Raw genomic sequence first — 17,254 nt, forward strand, 5'->3', positions numbered from 1 at the left:
TAAGAATTGAATATGGCAATTACTTTTAAATAATTAGGGACAATTATAGCTAAAATTTCGAATGTTGTCACCCCTATTAGGGGATTTCATCAAATTCTACAGAAAAAATTCTGAACTTTTACTCTTTATTTATTCACTCGTCTTTTTTAAACGTTCTGAAGTGATTGCATTGTGACTGTCATGCCAGACAACCTGGCCATTTTTAAAATAAAGAGCTTGCGGAGATTCGTGTCGGACTTGGTAAGTTTCAGCAATATAATTCGAAAGCTCCCGGGATTTTTGAACATACAATACATAACACGGGACATCGGTTTGATCGACAAAACGCTCGAACTGATTATTGGCTGCTGCACTTATTGGACAAGTTAAACTATGCTTCAGCAAGAAAAAACTTTCATTACGTTCCATGATTTCTTCCCATGTATCCTTATGATCAATCACTTGTGGTTTCATATTGATTCCTCCCTAAATAAAAATGATGGAGGCTGACGGTGCAGCCTCCATCACATACGTATTAAAGATTAGATGATGTCGTTGAATCCTGTTGCTTTTCAAGCTCCTGGGCTGCTTCCTCAATAGCTTCAGCAACTTCCTGAGCAGCTTTTTCTGCTTCATCTTCTTCACTTGTACGGAAATTTTTCACTTTATCTTTTACTTTTCCGCTTAATTCCTGAGACTTCTCAGAAAAGCTCTTAGAAAATTGAGAAGAGGACTCTACTGCACGATCTTTCCAGACGCCGCCTTTTTCATAGGCTACATCTTTCCATTCACCAGCACGCTCTTTCCATTCAGATGAATTATGATTGATATTCTCACGAAGTTCCCGGCCTGATTTAGGAGCAAACAGCAAAGCAACAGCTGCACCGACCAGTCCACCGATCAAGGAACCTAGTACGAAATCTCTTCCATTGTTTTGTTCATTGTTTTGTTGACCCATCATAACTCCTCCTTAAGATTTAATATCTTCTTTCTTGGCCTTTTTCCACAAATTAATGGCCACTTTGCCCCATTTTAAGGCCTGGGCAGCCGTGTCCGTATTTTCATTAGCTGATTGTGTAAGACCTCTGGATACGGACCTGATGGATTGATTAAACTCTTGAACAGAGTCTCCAATACCCTTGACTCCATCGACTAAAGTATTAAGCTTCTGTGATTTTTCGCCTACATCTTCTGCTAATTTATTAGTCTTATTCAAGAGCTCGGTTGTCTCTAAGGTGATTCCTTCCATTTGCTTTTCAACACCTTCAAGTGTGTCAGCAACGTTGTTCATTGTACGGCGTACAGCCGTCAGCGTTCTTGCTAAGAAGATAACAAGAACAGCAAATGCCACTGCTGCGATCAATGCAGCAATGTAAAGAATAATAATCATTCCCCCTGCACACTCCTTCTTATGTAATCCAACACAGTTTAGTTTATACCCTAAAAAGGTATTTTTAAACGTGAGGGCTACTTATAAATGGACATATTCGCTATGGTAAACAAAAAATCCTCTTTATTTTGAGGTTTTTCTTTGCTTCATAATAAAAAACATGCGGCTTCTACATAAAAGCCGCACATTTTTTTAGTTTTTTTGATTTTCATAGGCTTCCTGAAATTTCTGGATATCCCCGGCACCCATAAATAACAGAACCCCATTGTCGTAGTCTGCTAACTGCGATGTTTCTTCCAGGTTAAGCACCTGTGAGTCTGGAATTAACTCTTGAAGGTGATCAATCGTTAATTTTCCTTCATTTTCACGGGCAGAGCCGAAAATATCACATAAGAAGACATAATCCGCTTCTTTAAGACTGTCTGCAAATTCATTTAAAAACGTCTTCGTTCGAGTAAACGTATGCGGCTGAAAAATCGCAACAACAGGACGGTCAGAATACTTCTTGCGTGCCGTCTCAATCGTTGCTGTAATTTCAATCGGATGGTGTGCGTAGTCATCAACCAACACTTGATTTCCCCATACCTTTTCCGTAAAACGACGCTTTACACCTTTAAATGTTGCCAGCTTTTTAATTTGCTCAGGCTGCATATGTTCATAATGACATAAGGCTATTACACTTAAAGCATTCAGAACTGTATGATTCCCATACTGAGGGATGGTGAATGTATCGTAATAATTATTACGAACAAAGACATCGAAAGTCGTACCTTCTGAACCTTCTGTAATGTTTTGTGCCTGAAAGTCATTTGTGTCTGCTAAACCGTAATATAAGACAGGTACATTGGCTTGAATATGCTGCAGATGCTCATCGTCTCCGCAGGCAATGATTCCTTTTTTAACCTGCTTTGCCATCTGTTGAAATGCATCAAATACATCTTCAACACTCTTGAAATAATCAGGATGATCAAAGTCAATATTGGTCATGATGGCATAGTCCGGCTCGTAAGATAAAAAGTGTCTGCGATACTCACATGCCTCAAACGCAAAATATTGACTGTCCTCATGCCCTTTCCCCGTTCCATCACCTATTAGGTAGGAGGTTGGGTGATTTTCCGAAAGCACATGAGCAAGCAGACCGGTTGTAGAGGTCTTGCCATGAGCACCTGTAACAGCAATGCTGGTATACTGTTGGATCCATTCACCTAAGAAGTCATGATAACGATAATAAGGCAGTCCCAGCTCTTTGGCTTCCTGGATTTCCTCATGATCATCACTGAAAGCATTCCCTGCAATAATCGTTAGTCCTTCTGTAATATTTTCTTTCGAAAAAGGCATAATCTTTATATTTTTAGATTCTAATACATCTTGTGTAAAAAAGCGCTTTTCTACATCTGATCCTTGAACTTTCTCACCAGAGTCATGAAGAATCTGGGCAAGCGAACTCATTCCTGTTCCTTTGATACCAATAAAATGGTAAGTTGTCATAAACAAGAACCTCCAAAATAAAGTGGGTCACTTTAAGTATAGTATATGTAACAAATGTTGATATGCGATTCAAAGATAAGTAGATCATCATCACCTGTTTGCATTTCCTTATCTTATCATGGATATCGCTGAAGAAAAAGTAATAAAAAACTAATGGAAAGGCACAAACGCATCCGCGCTTATGCCTTCTCGTAAGTTCACTTGTCTAATTCTGTGTATTCCACGTACTCAAGTCTTGGGTTATGTTTATATCTTCTTCCTTCTTTAGCCTCAGGTTCATCATCAATCAAAACATTATCCCCTGTGAATCCAATTCCAATCTTTAGTAGACTGCCACCAACTCCATACATATCAACAGGAACTTTCTTCTCTTCAAATGCCCGTATACGCTCTTTAGTAAACCCTCCGCTTACAACAATCTTTACATGTCTGAAACCTTCTTGATCCAAAGCGCGTCTCAATGCAAAGATAAGCTCCGGGTTTACACCTCTAGGATCAAATGTACCCATTAGGTGCTGGTTTCTCAGGAAGTATTTATCTACCAAGTTTCGTGATGTATCAAGACGAACACCCTTTAGTTCATCACCAAATTCGCGGGCAACTTTCAGCGAATCTGTAATGACATCATTATTATAGTCTACTAATGCCATTAATTGATCATCGGGGAATTGTTGGTGATACGCCTTTGTTGCAGCCACAACATCCCCTTTAAACATTTGAATTAAAGCATGGGGCATTGTCCCCATTCCTTCTTTCCCCCACCATTCGTTCATTGCATGGGTTGCCTGTGCTGTGGACCCTCCGATAAATGCGGAGTACCCGTCACCGGATTGTTGGGTGAAATGGTCATCCCTATCTCCCATAAAAATAATAGGCTTCTGCTTGCCCGATGAGCGGGCTGCTTTTACTACATTATAAACATTCGTAGCTACAGACGTACGTCTGGCTAATATCCCATCAATAATGCCTTCTAAGAACCCAAAATATTGATAGGGACCCTTGACGGTCAAGACGGTTTCATAAGGACTGATTTTGTCTCCATCCTTTAATGAGTGAATTTCTAACTCTTCAGGGTGATCAGCAAAGGTGTGAATAAGCGCAATCACTTCATCGGTTCCACATAGAACCGCATGATCCTTCTGAAAAAACTGCATAGTCACTTCATTATCTGGAAGATGGTTTTCCACAATATCCCGTGTTTTTAGAAAATACACAGCAGAAAACCATCCTTCTGCGACACGCTCATCGAATTTAAACGTTTTATTTGTAAGTCGGCTGATTTCACCATTTAACTTTAATGCTATTTCCTTCATGGCTTAACTCCTTAAACATATAGGTCGTTGTAACTCGAAAATCATTCTTTAACAATCATATAAAATTGAGCACCTTTGCACAAGCCTTTCGAACAATCCGGCTAGTTCTGACCCATCATTTCATCTATTTGCTGTCTTGTTAATAATATATCTCTAGGCTTACTCCCTTTTTGTTCAGATATTATCCCGTAGTCTTCCATCTGATCAATTAAACGGGCAGCACGGTTATAACCGACTTTGAAACGCCGCTGAATAAGGGATGCACTGGCACCATTCTGTGCCACAACAAACTCTACGGCTTCATCAAACAACTCATCGGTCTCTTCTTCTGTTGAGATCTGCTTCAACAATTCTTCCTGGTGGAATAAATACTGTGGCGGAGCTATTTTTTTCACGTGATTGGTCACCCGTTCAATTTCATCATCAGATACAAACGCACCCTGTATTCGCACGGGCTGTCCGGAACCATTTTCTACAAAAAGCATATCCCCTCTACCTAACAGTTTCTCCGCTCCTCCAGAATCTATAATCGTTCGAGAGTCTACTTGTGAGGATACACTAAAAGCAATCCTTGTAGGAATATTTGCTTTGATTAGTCCTGTAATAACATCTACTGAAGGCCTTTGGGTGGCTAAAAGAAGATGAATACCACAAGCCCGGGCCTTTTGAGCAATTCGACAGATGGCATCCTCTACATCTTGTGGAGAAACCATCATTAAGTCAGCCAATTCATCTATAACTATGACAAGGTATGGTAATTTCTCTGATACACGGCCCTGCTTTATCATTTTGTCATTGTAACGTTCCATATCACGTACGCCTTCTTGTACAAACTTTTCGTAACGCTCTTCCATCTCTTTTACAGCCCACTTCAGAGCAGTAGTCGCAGCCTTAACATCCGTTATAACAGGAGATACAAGGTGAGGAAGATCATTATAAGGCGCTAGTTCCACCATTTTCGGATCAATCAGCAGGAATTTAACATCATCATGATGAGCTTTATATAACAGGCTGATCAATATTGTATTAATACACACACTTTTACCTGAACCCGTCGCTCCAGCAATTAAGCCGTGAGGCATTTTTTTAAGGTTTGTTACGATTGAATCACCGCCGATATCAAGACCCAGCCCTACAGACAATGGAGAAGAATCGCTCTGGAAAGCTTCCGATTCAAAAATTTCCTGTAGTCCTACCATCATCGATTGTTGGTTTGGCACCTCTATTCCTACGGCCTGCTTGCCTGGAATAGGGGCTTCTATTCGAATATCTTTAGCTGCCATACTCAATTTAATATCATCAGCTAGATTCGTAATTTTACTGACCTTCACTCCCGGTTCCGGCTGCACTTCAAACCTTGTCACTGTCGGTCCCTTCATCGCATTAATGACCTTTGCCCGTACATGGAAGTGGCGGAGAGTTGTTTCTAATACATCCATTTGCTCTGTAATCCAGCTGTCATCATCAGAGGATGGGCGGACAGGATCTTCTAATAAGTGCAGAGGAGTTTGATATTCCGTTCTGGTGTAAACTTCCCGCTCACTTTCTGATTGTCTTTCAGACTGGTGGCTGGGTTTGGCCTCCTTAGATAAGTCTTCCGTTTTTGGTTTAGTGTTTTTCTCTTCTGTCTGCAAAGCTTCTTTAGGTTTACGATCACGGGAACGCTTATCTCTAGGTGTCATGAGTACATTGAAAGGGACACTTCGTTTCTCCTCTTTTTTTGAAAGTGTACTTGATGCATTCTTAGACACAGAATCCTGCTGATCATCTTCTATAGTCTTGTCCGGGACTTTTGATTGATTCACAGTATCTTCTTTGGACTCTTTTTCACCCGTTGCTTCAATTGAATTTTCCTCGTCGTTACTCCATTTGTTTTCTTCTATTTCTTCTACCTCTGTCTGTTCTACTGGATGGGACTCCATCTCTTCTGTTTCATCCTGATTGTTCTGACCATCCACCTCGAGGGTTTCTTCTTCCAGTGTTTCCTTACCGGATTTTGCTGCATCGTAGTATGCTTGATCGGAATGGGTAACCCTCATATCCTGATCATCGAAAGAAGTGGGCAGTTCTGGTTCATCTTTTTCCATGGAGGACTCTGCCGCTTCCTCCCCTTCGGACGATTGACCACCACTGGACTCTTCCCAATCGAATGATTCATTCTCACTATTCATCCACTCTGATGATTGCTCAACAGAACCTTCTTTTGACTGTTTTTCACTTGAATTTTCCTCGTCTTCACTCCAGTAGTTTTCTTCTATTTCTTCCATTTCTGTTCGTTCTACTTTGTGGGACTCCAATTCTTCTATTTCATCCAGGTTGTTCTGACCATTTAGCTCAGGAGATTCTTCTTCCAGTGTTTCCTCATCGGATTTTGCTGTACCGTAGTATGATTGATTGGAATCCGTAATCACCTTATGCTGATCATCGGAAGGTATGAGCAGGTCTGTTTCGTCATTTTCCATAGAGGATTCTACCGCTTCTTCCCCTTCAATCGATTGATCCCTAATTGACTCGTCCCGATGGAACGCTTCATGCTTATTGCCCGGCAACTCTAATGTTTCCGGTTCGATTTGTGCATCGTTTGGATTATCCTCAATAGATGACTCAGCCTTAAATGTCTCCTGTTCAACGGCAGCTGCTTCTTCTTTTGTTTCTTTCTGTTCGGCAATTACTTCGTCAGCTAATTCATTGATTTTAGGAATTTCCGCATCGTTACTTCCAGATTTTCTATTCCAGTCTGTACTGACTTTCTGTCGCAGTTTCTTTCGTAGATCCTGCCATTTTTTCTCTTCGTTTGAATCGGTATAAAAGCCTGGTTGTGTCTGTTCCTCAACGGTGTACTCCAATTTTTCCAATCCCTTTGTAAGCTGTCTAGCTTGGTAACCATAGATTGGAGAAGGAACATCTGTGGGGGTGAAAGGAACAGGAGATGTCTCAGGAAGCTCTTGAACCTCTTCCTCCTTTTCCCTTGTAGACTTCCTTCTTTCAGGCCTGTTCTCTTCTGGCTTACTTTCCACAGGTGATGTCTTTCTACGTGAAGGTCGTCTACGCTGATAACTTTCCGGCTCCTCAGTCTCTTGGTTCGATTGGCTCGGCTGGTCAGGAATAACAGGGAAACGAAACTCTCCCTGCTTCGGATATCGATACGTCATTTTTGTTTTGGCGTTTACTTCATAGCTTTCGTCTTTATGTAGCTGCTTTTTATCCTTTGTTTCCTGGCTGCCTTCTTTTTCTTCCTGATCCAATAAGCGTTTCATTTTATTTTTTAAGTCTTTCCACATTACTTTCACACTCTTTTCCCATTAAGATCATGCTTTTAATTACCTTTATTTTAACAGGTTTATAGAGGAGTTTGGTTTACAATCGCTTTAAATATGACTTTTGAATCAAAAAAAGCAAAGCAGCCTGGCTGCTTTGCTTTTTTTATATTTCAAATGGTTCGCCTGCTTTATAGTCATCTTCTAAAACTAAAATGCCTTTTTCCTTAGGTGCATCAGGCAGATCCAACTCTTTGGCAGAGCAGATCATTCCGGTTGATGGCACGCCTCTCAATTTAGCATCTTTGATTTTCATTCCACCCGGCATAACAGCACCAACTTTAGCTACGACCACTTTTTGCCCCTGGTCAATATTCGGTGCACCACATACGATTTGTAGTGTTTCATCTCCAATGTCTACCTGACATACACTTAATTTATCAGCGTTTTCATGAGGAGATTTCTCTTTTACATATCCAACAACAAATTTTGGTGATAAGTCAAAATCTAATACATCATTCAATTGGTTTTTAGTGAAAAGATCTTTAATAGGTGTCAGCATCTCTTCTGTCAAGCGCATTTTCCCTCGACTCTCAAGGTTGAAGTACTTAGAGGCATTAAATATGTTATATCCCAGCAGGGATCCATCCTCACCGTCGGTAATCTTCACTACATCTCCGTAGGACTCTTTTTTTAATGTATCACGGTCTCCCTCTTTAATAGGGATAATTAAAACGTCACCAATACCCTGGCGATTATAAAATACATGCATGCTCTACTCTTCCTTTCGATCCTTTTTCGGTTTCTTTTGGGCCAGAATGAAAATTGGCTCCAGTTCTTTATCTTCATACAAGAAGGATAAGGACGTTACAGGAACCGTTCCTTCAGCGAAGAATTTCATAGCCATCTGAGCTAATATATCATATCCTTCTGGATTTTGTATGTCTGCAAAAATAACGACATCCTGATGAGGAATGCTGATGGCAAGCTCCCCTTTACATTCAGCCTTAAGTTTTTCCAATAAAGCTTCATTTAAAATGCGGCTTGCATCATAGCCATCACGGGCTGCATGAAAATAAAAATCATTTCCATATACCTGATCTTTTTTTAGGTCGGTTGGAAGGGAGCGCACGTTAAAACCAGCGACCTCCTTAATTCTTTCCAGGTTCCAACCTTCTTTATTCAGCATTTCTTCATCAATCAACTGATAAGATTTCCCTAAATCCAACGCGTAATATATACGTGTTTCAGCCGTATGCTCTGTATAAATGAGTTTTTTCCCCTGCTCTGTATCTGTCGGAAAGGAAGCAGCACGAATAACAGGAAATATATTTTGCTCTTTCCCCGTTAAATGATGCGTTTCATTCATGACACGTAAGGCTTCATGGATATGGTCCTCTAATTCATCCAGCGCTTCTTCCCCGCGTGCCTCGTATTTGGATATAACATTTGGCAATGTAATGGTGATCCCTTTTCCAGAATCTGCCCATTCAATTCTAAACGTATCTTTATCTCTGTTGAATGTGGTTTTCCACTCATCATTCGCAAGACGATTCTCAAGTTTCTTTTTCATTTTAATACTGGTCATTTTCATCCTGTTTCCTCCTTAATTAATGGAAGAAAAAATCCAATTTATGTGCCTCGTTTCTTCTAGCCACATCGTACTCTATTATACACATTTATCTCTTTCAAAAAAAGTAAACAAGCTGTGCGAAGCGCACAGCTTGAGTTATCCATTTACATTTGTTAAGAACTCTTCGATTTCTTCCTGTGTTTTTCTGTCTTTGCTTACAAACCGCCCTACTTCTTCACCATTTTTAAGAGCAAGGAAACTAGGGATGCCAAACACGTCATTTTCAGCACAAATATGAATGAACTGGTCGCGATCGACATAAACGAATGTCCAGGATGAGAATTTCTCTTCTAATTCCGGAAGAAACGGTTCTATAATCCGGCAATCGGGACACCAATCAGCTGAGAATAATAAGATGACAGAACCATCTTCAGTAAGCTGCTTTAATTGTTGATCTGATTCTAGAGTAATCATATCGGTCACCTCCAAAGACATTTTAGCATTAATCATATTCAATCGTCATATCCCCGGGCTGAATCCACCCCTTCTTTCTAAACCAGGAGGCACATATGTAGCTGATAACTGCAGGACCAATGAAATGAAGCACTACAATTGCGCTTAGAATTTCCAGCGAAAAGCCCATGGTTTCAAAGGTCATAATCTGACCTACAAACCCACTTGTCCCCATTCCCGCTCCAGCAGCATTGTTCTGTAATACCAGCCACATGGTTCCAAGCGGGGCTAGTATCGCACCGGAAAGTGTCGGGGGTAAAAGAATAATCGGCTTTTTCACCACGTTTGCTATTTGAAGCATAGACGTTCCAATTCCCTGTGCTAATGCCCCTCCAAAACCATTATCTTTATAACTAATGGTTGCAAATCCAATCATCTGAGCAGCACAACCGATGGTTGCTGCTCCAGCTGCGATTCCATCAAGGGACAGCATCAGGGCAATAGCGAGACTAGAGATAGGTGCTGTTAAAGCCAGCCCCATCAGAACAGCGACAAGTATCCCCATAATTAACGGTTGCTGCTGTGTCGACCAATTAATTATTTCTCCGATGCCTGTCATCAGCCGGCCTATAGGCGCGCCGATTAGAATTCCGAAGATATAACCAACGATAATAGTTGCAAAAGGTGTAAGTATAATATCAATTTTTGTTTCTTTACTAACCAGCTTCCCAAATTCAGTAGCAAATAAAGCTGCAATATAACTTCCGGCAGGTCCACCTAATTCAGCTCCAAAAGCCCCGCTGAATAAGGCTGCAAAAATAACAAGCGGAGGTGCCTTAAGTCCATAAGCAATCGCAGCACCTATCGCGCTCCCCCAAATTTTGGTGTCCATGGCAAATGTACCGATCTCAATAAATGATTCTGAAATGAATCCCAGGCTTGTCTGCTCGCCAATCGTTTTGATAATCAATCCGATGATTAAGGACGAGAACAGACCAAGCGCCATATAACTTAATGCTGTAATGAAGTAGGTCTGCAACGAAACCTGGACACCTTTTTTCCTAAGAAAATTTTTCATTATCTATCCTCCCACCTAAAACAAAAGAAATTATACACCTAATCCAAACAAGTGTAAATACATCAGCCTCAGAGTTACAACTAAGACTTTCATCTTATTAATCACGTGGGTCTATTGTTTTACTAGTCTGAAAGTTCTATAATGAATCAGTATAAAGAGAATTAAGCGAAATAATAAAGGGGGAGCTTCATGAAATCAATAAGAGGACGCTTACGTTTTATTTTAATTGCATCCCTGATCGGTTTACTCATTATCATCAGTTTTTCCAGTTACTTCTTCCAAAAGCAGGAGAATATCTCCGCTAAGAATCAACACATTCAGCAGGCAATGACGGACAGTGAGGAAATTCTGTCCCTTATGACCGCTGCTAAACTTGAACAGCAGGCATTTTTTAATAATCCAAGCAAAGAACAAGCTTCTGCAATCGAAGCTACAATTACCAATGTGCAGGAAACATCCGCTGAATACGCCGGGAAATATGAGGTCTATCCAGACATAAAAAAACAGTTCCGAGCTATCCATACAAGCGCTGAGCAGTACATAGAAGAATTGAAACCTTTAGTGAATATGTACAAACTAATTGGTTTTACTAATGACCAAGGGTTACGCAAATCCACAGTGACCGCTTATAATGACTTGAATCAAGTCATCGGGGAAAACGCCCAACCATCTTTAGAGAATGCACTTCTCAATGTAAAAATACAAGAACAAGCCTACACTCAAAACCCTAACACGGAAACCCTCTCTAAGTTTGAAAGCAGTACGCAGTCATTCCAGGAGATATTAGAGTCCTCCAGCCTCACCAATGATCAGATTTCCAACCTGGATAAAACTTTACTCAAGTATGAACAGACGATGAATACTATGGACAATACCTATACTCAGGCGATGAACATCCGCAGCTCATTTGAGCAGATCTCAAACAAGGTATCAGAACAGGTAAATCTAGTAAAAGCAGCAGCAAAGGAATTGAACGGAACCTTTTCCAAGGAACAAAAGAACCAACAACAATTTATTACCACACTGCTTATCCTGTTAGGTGGTATAACTGTACTTGTTATTCTATTGACCGGTACTTTTCTTATTCGTTCGATCTCAAAATCTATAAACAGACTTAAGGATAGTGCCTCGATCTTAGGGGAAGGAAACCTTTCTCACAGGGTTCAGCTAGATTCTAAAGATGAAATGGCTGACGTTGGGAGACAATTTAATAACATGGCAGAAAAGATGGAGCAATCGGTGAAAAAGGTATTACAAGCAACAGATGTTCTTAATACGTCATCAGAGCAGCTGTCAGAGATTTCAAATCAGACGACAATCCAGGGCGTTGAAATTAATGATGCCATTAATCAAGTTGCTTTGGGTTCCCAGGATCAAGCACAAAAAATTGATGAAACCAATCAATTTATTCAAGAAGTTACGGAGGCCATTCAACGTACCAAACAAGTAACGGATGACATTGAGTTAAGGCTTAATCATGCTAAGCATGAGGGAGATACTGGACTAAAGACAGTAGGTGAACTGGAGGAAACGTCCAACAGCTTCATAGAGCTGGCTTCTCGTATGGCATATGAAGTGAACAATGCTTCCACACAATCAAGAGAAGTAAATAGAGTCGTATCAACCATTGAAGATATAGCAGATAGCACAAACCTCTTGGCATTAAATGCCGCTATTGAATCGGCACGCGCGGGGGATGCCGGAAGAGGCTTTGCAGTGGTTGCAGATGAAGTAAGAAAACTAGCTGAGCGTTCTAAACAAGAAGCACAGAATATCCATGAGATGATGAAGCAGATGATGAAGCAGATGGAGACTCTGTCTTCGGAAGCAGATAAGTTTCACCACTTCCAAACTTCGCAGGATGAAGCGGTTATGAATACAAAAAGAGCTTTTGACGAAATTTCTTCCCATGTTCATTCGGTGAATGGTCAAATCATTCAAGTGAAAGATTCTGTTTTTAGCGTGGACCAAGCTAATGAAGAAGTAAAAGAAAGGTTATACAGCATCAGCGTTATCTCTGAAGAAGCTGTAGCAACAGCTGAAGAGGTTGCAGCATCGAGCGACAACCAAATGTCCTCCATTGAACAAGTAAACCAGTCAGCAGCAGATCTTGAGACACTGTCACAGGAGCTGGCTGTTGAAGTCAGTCAGTTTTCCTTTCAGGAGCACACAGAAGAAAATGAGGACAAAGAACACCATCAAGAAGAAGTTTCAACTGATCCTATCGCAGAATCTCCACCTCTTGATCAGGAGTTTGAAGCTGCGGACAACCAGTTTTTCATAGAAGATAAAAAACGATCTTCATAAATCTCTTAAAGTCAATATGGAGAAGCAGCATGACTGGACTTCAGTCTTTTACTCTTTCATACTTAAGGAGAACGTTACTTTGGGAGGGATAAAAAATGGAACTAACGGTATACTTAGCGGGACAAATTCACGATGACTGGCGTACTCAGTTAAGAAAACAAACTTCAGATAGAGACTTGATCATTCATTTTGTTGGTCCTCAGGAAAACCATGCGTTGTCTGATGATATAGGAGAAAAGGTATTAGGCGAGCAGCCGAACCAAGTAGCTCGTGATGATGCAGCGTCATCTATTAATAACTTTCGCACACAGGTATTATTAAATAAATCAGATGCTGTGATTGCTTATTTTGGTGAATCGTATAAACAGTGGAATACAGCTATGGATGCTGGTGCTGCCATTCAACAACAAAAGCCGCTCCTATTAATTAGACCAGAGTCATTGATTCATCCCCTAAAAGAACTCTCCAACCAGGCTACTGCAACGGTTGAGACCATTGATCAGGCCGTAGAGGTTCTAAGTTATCTTTTTGAATCCTAAATAAAAGGATGCCTCTCAAAAAAGGAGGCATCCTTATTTATTGCTCGTTTAACCATTGACCCTTCAATAACTTCACTACATGTGTAAACATCTCTTCACGACGAACCATCCCATTTGTAAAAATTCCGATGGCTCCTTCCTTTTTCCGAACATCATGCTTGTCCGCATACACATCCATTACGTCTCCGAGCTCTTTCCCTTTTTCTAAATCAGCTTTAATCTCTTCTGGCAGGAGGATCCGGGCTCCGCTTGCTGTATATACATTTTCTTTATTATCTACAAGGGCCCCCCAATTACAAAGGTAAAGGTCATCTTCAATTTCCATGACCCCTCCTTCCAAGCCAATTCCAAGATGAGCTTTGCTTTGAGAAGCACATTCACGCGCACGGTTGATAGCGCCTTCTAATGTCTCTTCATCAGAAAAGGGCTGTGCGGCCACTTTAGATTCAACTTCCATTCCGATGATTTCCATTTCAGGAAACACATGCTTTACAGAGTCAATTTTCGTAGGGTTTTGTGATCCTACATAAATTTTCAACATAACAGGCACCTTTCTTCTTCGCATTCATCTTAGAGCTTTTTCCGTTTATCTCTTCAATCATAGTTATTAAAAACTTCGAACTTAACACTGTCCCAAATCTATTCCTTTATATTTCATCATTTTAGCACAAAGTCACGCCTGCTGACATCAGCTTGCGTGACTTTGGATGAATTATACATTTCTTCTGATTTGGTCCACTGTATTCTGGTCTGTCGTTTTCACTAATTTAACAATCAGCTCTTTTGCAGCTGCATAATCATCCACGTGAATCATAGAAGATGAAGTATGGATATAGCGCGAGCATATACCAACAACCGCAGATGGAACCCCATCATTGGCCATATGAACTCTTCCTGCATCCGTTCCGCCCTGAGATACAAAATATTGATAAGGGATGTTATGTGTTTCTGCTGTATCCAGAATAAATTCACGCATCCCTCTATGGGTCACCATAGACCGATCTAAAATGCGCAGTAATGCTCCCTTACCAAGCTGTCCAAACTCATTTTTATCGCCACTCATATCATTAGCCGGGGAAGCATCAAGTGCATAAAAGATATCAGGATCAATCATATTTGCTGCCACTTGTGCACCACGCAGACCCACTTCCTCCTGTACGGTGGCTCCAGAGTACAGCTTGTTCGGCAGTTTCTCTCCTTGAAGCTCTTTTAGAAGCTCGATGGAAAGCCCGCAGCCATAACGGTTATCCCAGGCCTTCGCCAACACTTTTTTCTCATTAGCCATCGGTGTAAACGGACATATCGGTACAATTGTCTGTCCAGGTTTAATGCCAATAGCCTTTGCATCTTCCTGATCATCTGCCCCGATATCAATAAGCATGTTCTTAACTTCCATTGGTTTTTTCCTCTGCTCCGGAGTAAGGTTATGAGGAGGGATAGATCCAATCACACCAACAACCGGGCCATTCTCCGTAATCACTTGTACGCGTTGAGCAAGCATGACCTGATTCCACCAGCCTCCGAGCGTCTGAAAACGGATCATACCGTTAGCTGTAATTTGGGTAACCATAAAACCGACTTCATCCATATGGCCGGCAACCATTACCGTAGGTCCTTTACCATTCCTCACTCCAAAAACGCCGCCAAGACGATCCTGAACAAGTTCATCTGAATATTTCTCCAGTTCCTTTTTCATAAACTGACGGACCAGGTGTTCATTCCCTGGTGCACCCGGCATTTCGGTTAATACCTTAAAAAGATTCTGTGTCTCTTGGTTCATATGTACATCTCCTTTTTTTACTTCTTTTGTTATTTTAACGGAATTTTAAAAACGTTTCTACAAATCAGCCAGGTTCCTACGTTTTGATTTCCTTTTACCGGGAATATTTAGTATACTGAAGATAGAAACTAGTTGTGAGGTGATTGGTTGATGAACTGGAAAAAAGTCGCGATAGCTGCTGGTGTAGGAGCATTAGCTGGCTATGTTGTCAAAGAACAGATGAGCAACGGTCAGGGAGTTACCCCTGAGAAAGCATTAAAAATCGCGAAAGAAGCTTTTAAAAAGCAAGGACCGATCAGCGGTTCGTGGATCTACATGAAGCCTGAAGAGTTAAACAAGAATGGGATTAACTATGATGTTTACCGTGGAGGCATATCTAAGAACCAGGACGGCGAAACATCTCAATTCGAATTCTACATTGATACCGAAACAGGAACAATTGTCGATGTAGCGGAAACAACTGCATAAGCAAATTAAATACCCTCGCCCTGCGAGGGTATTTTTATTATGTGTAACTATGTTCTTTTTGTTTCACACGGTCGATAATACTTCCGTCCTTATCAAAACGAAGAGCCCGATAAATGGCATCATGATAAAAAACATACCAGGCATTTTTCTGGTAACCATACTTCATCCATTTCTCCTTTTCATGGACAGAAGTAACCGGATAATCGTCATAGGCAAGAGCCCATAGCACATTTTGGTGCGCATGTGTCGGCATCAAATCTGCCATATGAATAAATAGATCCTCCTTGTCTTCAAAGACGATAATTGAGTGACCATCGCTATGTCCACTTGTATGAATCATTTGAAGGCCGGGAAGAATTTCAAGCCTATCTACAAAGGTATGTATTTGCTCCCTTACAGGCTCCCAGTTAGCTTTCCAATAGGTATTTTGAGACCGTATGTTAGGATTTCTCATTTCATCCCATTCTGTCTGACTTGTATAGATCACTGCATTAGGAAAAGAGGAGGTAAGCTTTCCATTTTCCCATCTTGAGAGTCCGCAGGCATGATCAAAGTGAAGGTGCGTCATGAGAACCATATCGATATCCTCCCGGCTTAAACTAAGTTCTTCCAGACATGCATCGATTTTTGATTCTTCTAGTACACCAAAGTTTCGCATTTGCTTCTCATTGAGCTTATCATTGCCTATACCAGCGTCAATGATCACCTTCTTCCCATCTACTTCCAATAAGATAGGATCTGTTCTTAACTCAATCTGATTCCGTTCGTTCACAGGATACTTTTTACTCCATAGAGGCTTTGGAACAACACCAAACATCGCTCCGCCGTCCATATGTGTGACGCCCCCGTCAAGCCAGGTCAGGGATGCTCTTCCGATTTTCATCTTCTCCACCAAACCATTCCCTCCATATAAAGATAGCTCTAGTTTACCATAGTAACTAGAGCTATTGTAAGCGGTATCAGGTTGTAAAACGTGCCGTGCAGCGGTATATAGGCTGACCTTTGGCTGAAAATTTCTCCTCATATTCGGTCGGAACATTTAAGGGGTCCTGATCTGCATGTAAATCGACAGAAACATCCTCCAAGATCATTCCATATTCAGAGAAACTTACTAAAGAATACTCAAAAAGGCCTTTATTATCTGTTTTTAAAGTAACTTGTCCTCCTGGTTTAAGAACCGCTTCATACTGTTCCAGGAATGTTTTAAACGTCAACCTTCTCTTTTCGTGTTTGTTCTTCGGCCATGGGTCAGAAAAGTTTAGATAGATGTGATCAATTTCTTTGTCTTCAAACAATTCTCTAAGATCCTTTGCATTTTCATTGACCATACGAACATTTTTCGTATCAGCTTTTATAACTTTTTTCACAGCGCCAACAATGACACTTTTTACGAATTCAAGTCCAACAAAATTTATCTCAGGGTGCTGTCGGCCCATACCAGCGATAAATTGGCCCTTCCCGGACCCTATCTCTAAATGAAGGGGCTGTTTCGGCTCTTCAAACAACTCTCCCCATTGACCTTTGTGTTCAAACGGCTGCTGGACTACGATGTCATCCTGCTCTTTAAGGAAATCATCAGCCCAGGGCTTATTTCTTAAACGCATGTGTGGAATTCCTCCTTCTTGTCGA

Annotated in this window: 17 protein-coding genes; 3 read left to right on the plus strand and 14 right to left on the minus strand. The window is 40.9% G+C overall.

The annotated features are described in order from the left end of the window. Positions 1–129 precede the first annotated feature (129 nt). The 10 genes from ytxJ to LC036_RS14170 all read right to left on the minus strand — a co-directional run bounded on the left by ytxJ (position 130) and on the right by LC036_RS14170 (position 10,531). The gene (gene ytxJ, locus LC036_RS14125) at positions 130–453 is read right to left on the minus strand and encodes a bacillithiol system redox-active protein YtxJ (RefSeq protein ID WP_226583811.1); all 324 of its coding nucleotides are present in this window, start codon (positions 451–453) and stop codon (positions 130–132) included. Positions 454–514: 61 nt separating this feature from the next. Continuing rightward, positions 515–937, minus strand: coding sequence for a YtxH domain-containing protein (locus LC036_RS14130; protein ID WP_226583814.1), 423 nt, complete (start codon positions 935–937; stop codon positions 515–517). A gap of 12 nt (positions 938–949) precedes the next feature. Further along, on the minus strand, positions 950–1,369 hold the full coding sequence (locus tag LC036_RS14135) for a DUF948 domain-containing protein (RefSeq protein ID WP_226583816.1): 420 nt from the start codon (positions 1,367–1,369) through the stop codon (positions 950–952). A gap of 192 nt (positions 1,370–1,561) precedes the next feature. Then, a complete protein-coding gene (gene murC / locus LC036_RS14140) occupies positions 1,562–2,857 on the minus strand; it encodes a UDP-N-acetylmuramate--L-alanine ligase (protein ID WP_226583819.1) in 1,296 nt (431 codons plus the stop codon). A 197-nt stretch (positions 2,858–3,054) separates the two neighbouring features. Further along, positions 3,055–4,170 carry a nicotinate phosphoribosyltransferase gene (locus LC036_RS14145; RefSeq protein WP_226583822.1) on the minus strand — a complete coding sequence of 372 codons (1,116 nt, stop codon included), beginning with the start codon at positions 4,168–4,170 and terminating at the stop codon, positions 3,055–3,057. Between the two features lie 101 nt (positions 4,171–4,271). Beyond that, entirely contained in the window at positions 4,272–7,460 is a 3,189-nt protein-coding gene (locus LC036_RS18575) for a DNA translocase FtsK (RefSeq protein WP_413229899.1), read from the minus strand. Between the two features lie 133 nt (positions 7,461–7,593). After that, positions 7,594–8,199: a YtpR family tRNA-binding protein gene (ytpR, locus tag LC036_RS14155; protein WP_226583825.1), complete on the minus strand. Its 606-nt coding sequence runs from the start codon at positions 8,197–8,199 to the stop codon at positions 7,594–7,596. A gap of 3 nt (positions 8,200–8,202) precedes the next feature. Continuing rightward, complete coding sequence (locus tag LC036_RS14160; RefSeq protein WP_226583828.1) at positions 8,203–9,021, minus strand: DUF1444 domain-containing protein; 819 nt, start codon at positions 9,019–9,021, stop codon at positions 8,203–8,205. 135 nt (positions 9,022–9,156) lie between these two features. Next, positions 9,157–9,510 carry a thioredoxin family protein gene (locus LC036_RS14165; protein ID WP_319004474.1) on the minus strand — a complete coding sequence of 118 codons (354 nt, stop codon included), beginning with the start codon at positions 9,508–9,510 and terminating at the stop codon, positions 9,157–9,159. Continuing rightward, on the minus strand, positions 9,503–10,531 hold the full coding sequence (locus LC036_RS14170) for a PTS transporter subunit IIC (RefSeq protein WP_226583831.1): 1,029 nt from the start codon (positions 10,529–10,531) through the stop codon (positions 9,503–9,505). The genes LC036_RS14165 and LC036_RS14170 overlap by 8 nt, the downstream gene beginning before the upstream one ends. A 189-nt stretch (positions 10,532–10,720) precedes the next feature. Between LC036_RS14170 and LC036_RS14175 the strand changes: the two genes are divergently transcribed. Together LC036_RS14175 and LC036_RS14180 are read left to right on the plus strand one after the other, a co-directional pair. Then, positions 10,721–12,838 (plus strand): methyl-accepting chemotaxis protein, encoded by a 2,118-nt coding sequence (locus LC036_RS14175; RefSeq protein ID WP_226583834.1) that lies wholly within the window; start codon positions 10,721–10,723, stop codon positions 12,836–12,838. A gap of 95 nt (positions 12,839–12,933) precedes the next feature. Next, complete coding sequence (locus LC036_RS14180) at positions 12,934–13,377, plus strand: YtoQ family protein (protein WP_226583837.1); 444 nt, start codon at positions 12,934–12,936, stop codon at positions 13,375–13,377. 37 nt (positions 13,378–13,414) lie between these two features. On the opposite strand, the gene LC036_RS14185 is transcribed toward LC036_RS14180, so the two are convergent. Then, positions 13,415–13,915, minus strand: a complete 501-nt coding sequence (locus LC036_RS14185) for a DUF84 family protein (RefSeq protein ID WP_226583977.1) — start codon at positions 13,913–13,915, stop codon at positions 13,415–13,417. Positions 13,916–14,089: 174 nt separating this feature from the next. After that, the gene (locus tag LC036_RS14190) at positions 14,090–15,157 is read right to left on the minus strand and encodes a M42 family metallopeptidase (protein ID WP_226583840.1); all 1,068 of its coding nucleotides are present in this window, start codon (positions 15,155–15,157) and stop codon (positions 14,090–14,092) included. A 150-nt stretch (positions 15,158–15,307) separates the two neighbouring features. Between LC036_RS14190 and LC036_RS14195 the strand changes: the two genes are divergently transcribed. Further along, positions 15,308–15,625: a PepSY domain-containing protein gene (locus LC036_RS14195; protein WP_226583843.1), complete on the plus strand. Its 318-nt coding sequence runs from the start codon at positions 15,308–15,310 to the stop codon at positions 15,623–15,625. 37 nt (positions 15,626–15,662) lie between these two features. On the opposite strand, the gene LC036_RS14200 is transcribed toward LC036_RS14195, so the two are convergent. After that, positions 15,663–16,517, minus strand: a complete 855-nt coding sequence (locus tag LC036_RS14200) for a YtnP family quorum-quenching lactonase (RefSeq protein WP_226583980.1) — start codon at positions 16,515–16,517, stop codon at positions 15,663–15,665. Positions 16,518–16,584: 67 nt separating this feature from the next. Next, positions 16,585–17,229, minus strand: a complete 645-nt coding sequence (gene trmB, locus LC036_RS14205) for a tRNA (guanosine(46)-N7)-methyltransferase TrmB (RefSeq protein WP_226583846.1) — start codon at positions 17,227–17,229, stop codon at positions 16,585–16,587. Positions 17,230–17,254: the final 25 nt, after the last annotated feature.

The organism is Halobacillus litoralis (assembly GCF_020524025.1).
Lineage (GTDB): Bacteria > Bacillota > Bacilli > Bacillales > Halobacillaceae > Halobacillus > Halobacillus litoralis_D.

Coding starts and splice junctions, on each gene's coding strand:
- ytxJ (WP_226583811.1), bottom strand. CDS start 453: ATGAAACCACAAGTGATTGATCATAAGGATACATGGGAAGAAATCATG.
- murC (WP_226583819.1), bottom strand. CDS start 2,857: ATGACAACTTACCATTTTATTGGTATCAAAGGAACAGGAATGAGTTCG.
- trmB (WP_226583846.1), bottom strand. CDS start 17,229: ATGCGTTTAAGAAATAAGCCCTGGGCTGATGATTTCCTTAAAGAGCAG.
- LC036_RS14170 (WP_226583831.1), bottom strand. CDS start 10,531: ATGAAAAATTTTCTTAGGAAAAAAGGTGTCCAGGTTTCGTTGCAGACC.
- LC036_RS14175 (WP_226583834.1), top strand. CDS start 10,721: ATGAAATCAATAAGAGGACGCTTACGTTTTATTTTAATTGCATCCCTG.
- ytpR (WP_226583825.1), bottom strand. CDS start 8,199: ATGCATGTATTTTATAATCGCCAGGGTATTGGTGACGTTTTAATTATC.
- LC036_RS14160 (WP_226583828.1), bottom strand. CDS start 9,021: ATGAAAATGACCAGTATTAAAATGAAAAAGAAACTTGAGAATCGTCTT.
- LC036_RS14130 (WP_226583814.1), bottom strand. CDS start 937: ATGGGTCAACAAAACAATGAACAAAACAATGGAAGAGATTTCGTACTA.
- LC036_RS14195 (WP_226583843.1), top strand. CDS start 15,308: ATGAACTGGAAAAAAGTCGCGATAGCTGCTGGTGTAGGAGCATTAGCT.
- LC036_RS14145 (WP_226583822.1), bottom strand. CDS start 4,170: ATGAAGGAAATAGCATTAAAGTTAAATGGTGAAATCAGCCGACTTACA.
- LC036_RS14165 (WP_319004474.1), bottom strand. CDS start 9,510: ATGATTAATGCTAAAATGTCTTTGGAGGTGACCGATATGATTACTCTA.
- LC036_RS14135 (WP_226583816.1), bottom strand. CDS start 1,369: ATGATTATTATTCTTTACATTGCTGCATTGATCGCAGCAGTGGCATTT.
- LC036_RS14180 (WP_226583837.1), top strand. CDS start 12,934: ATGGAACTAACGGTATACTTAGCGGGACAAATTCACGATGACTGGCGT.
- LC036_RS14190 (WP_226583840.1), bottom strand. CDS start 15,157: ATGAACCAAGAGACACAGAATCTTTTTAAGGTATTAACCGAAATGCCG.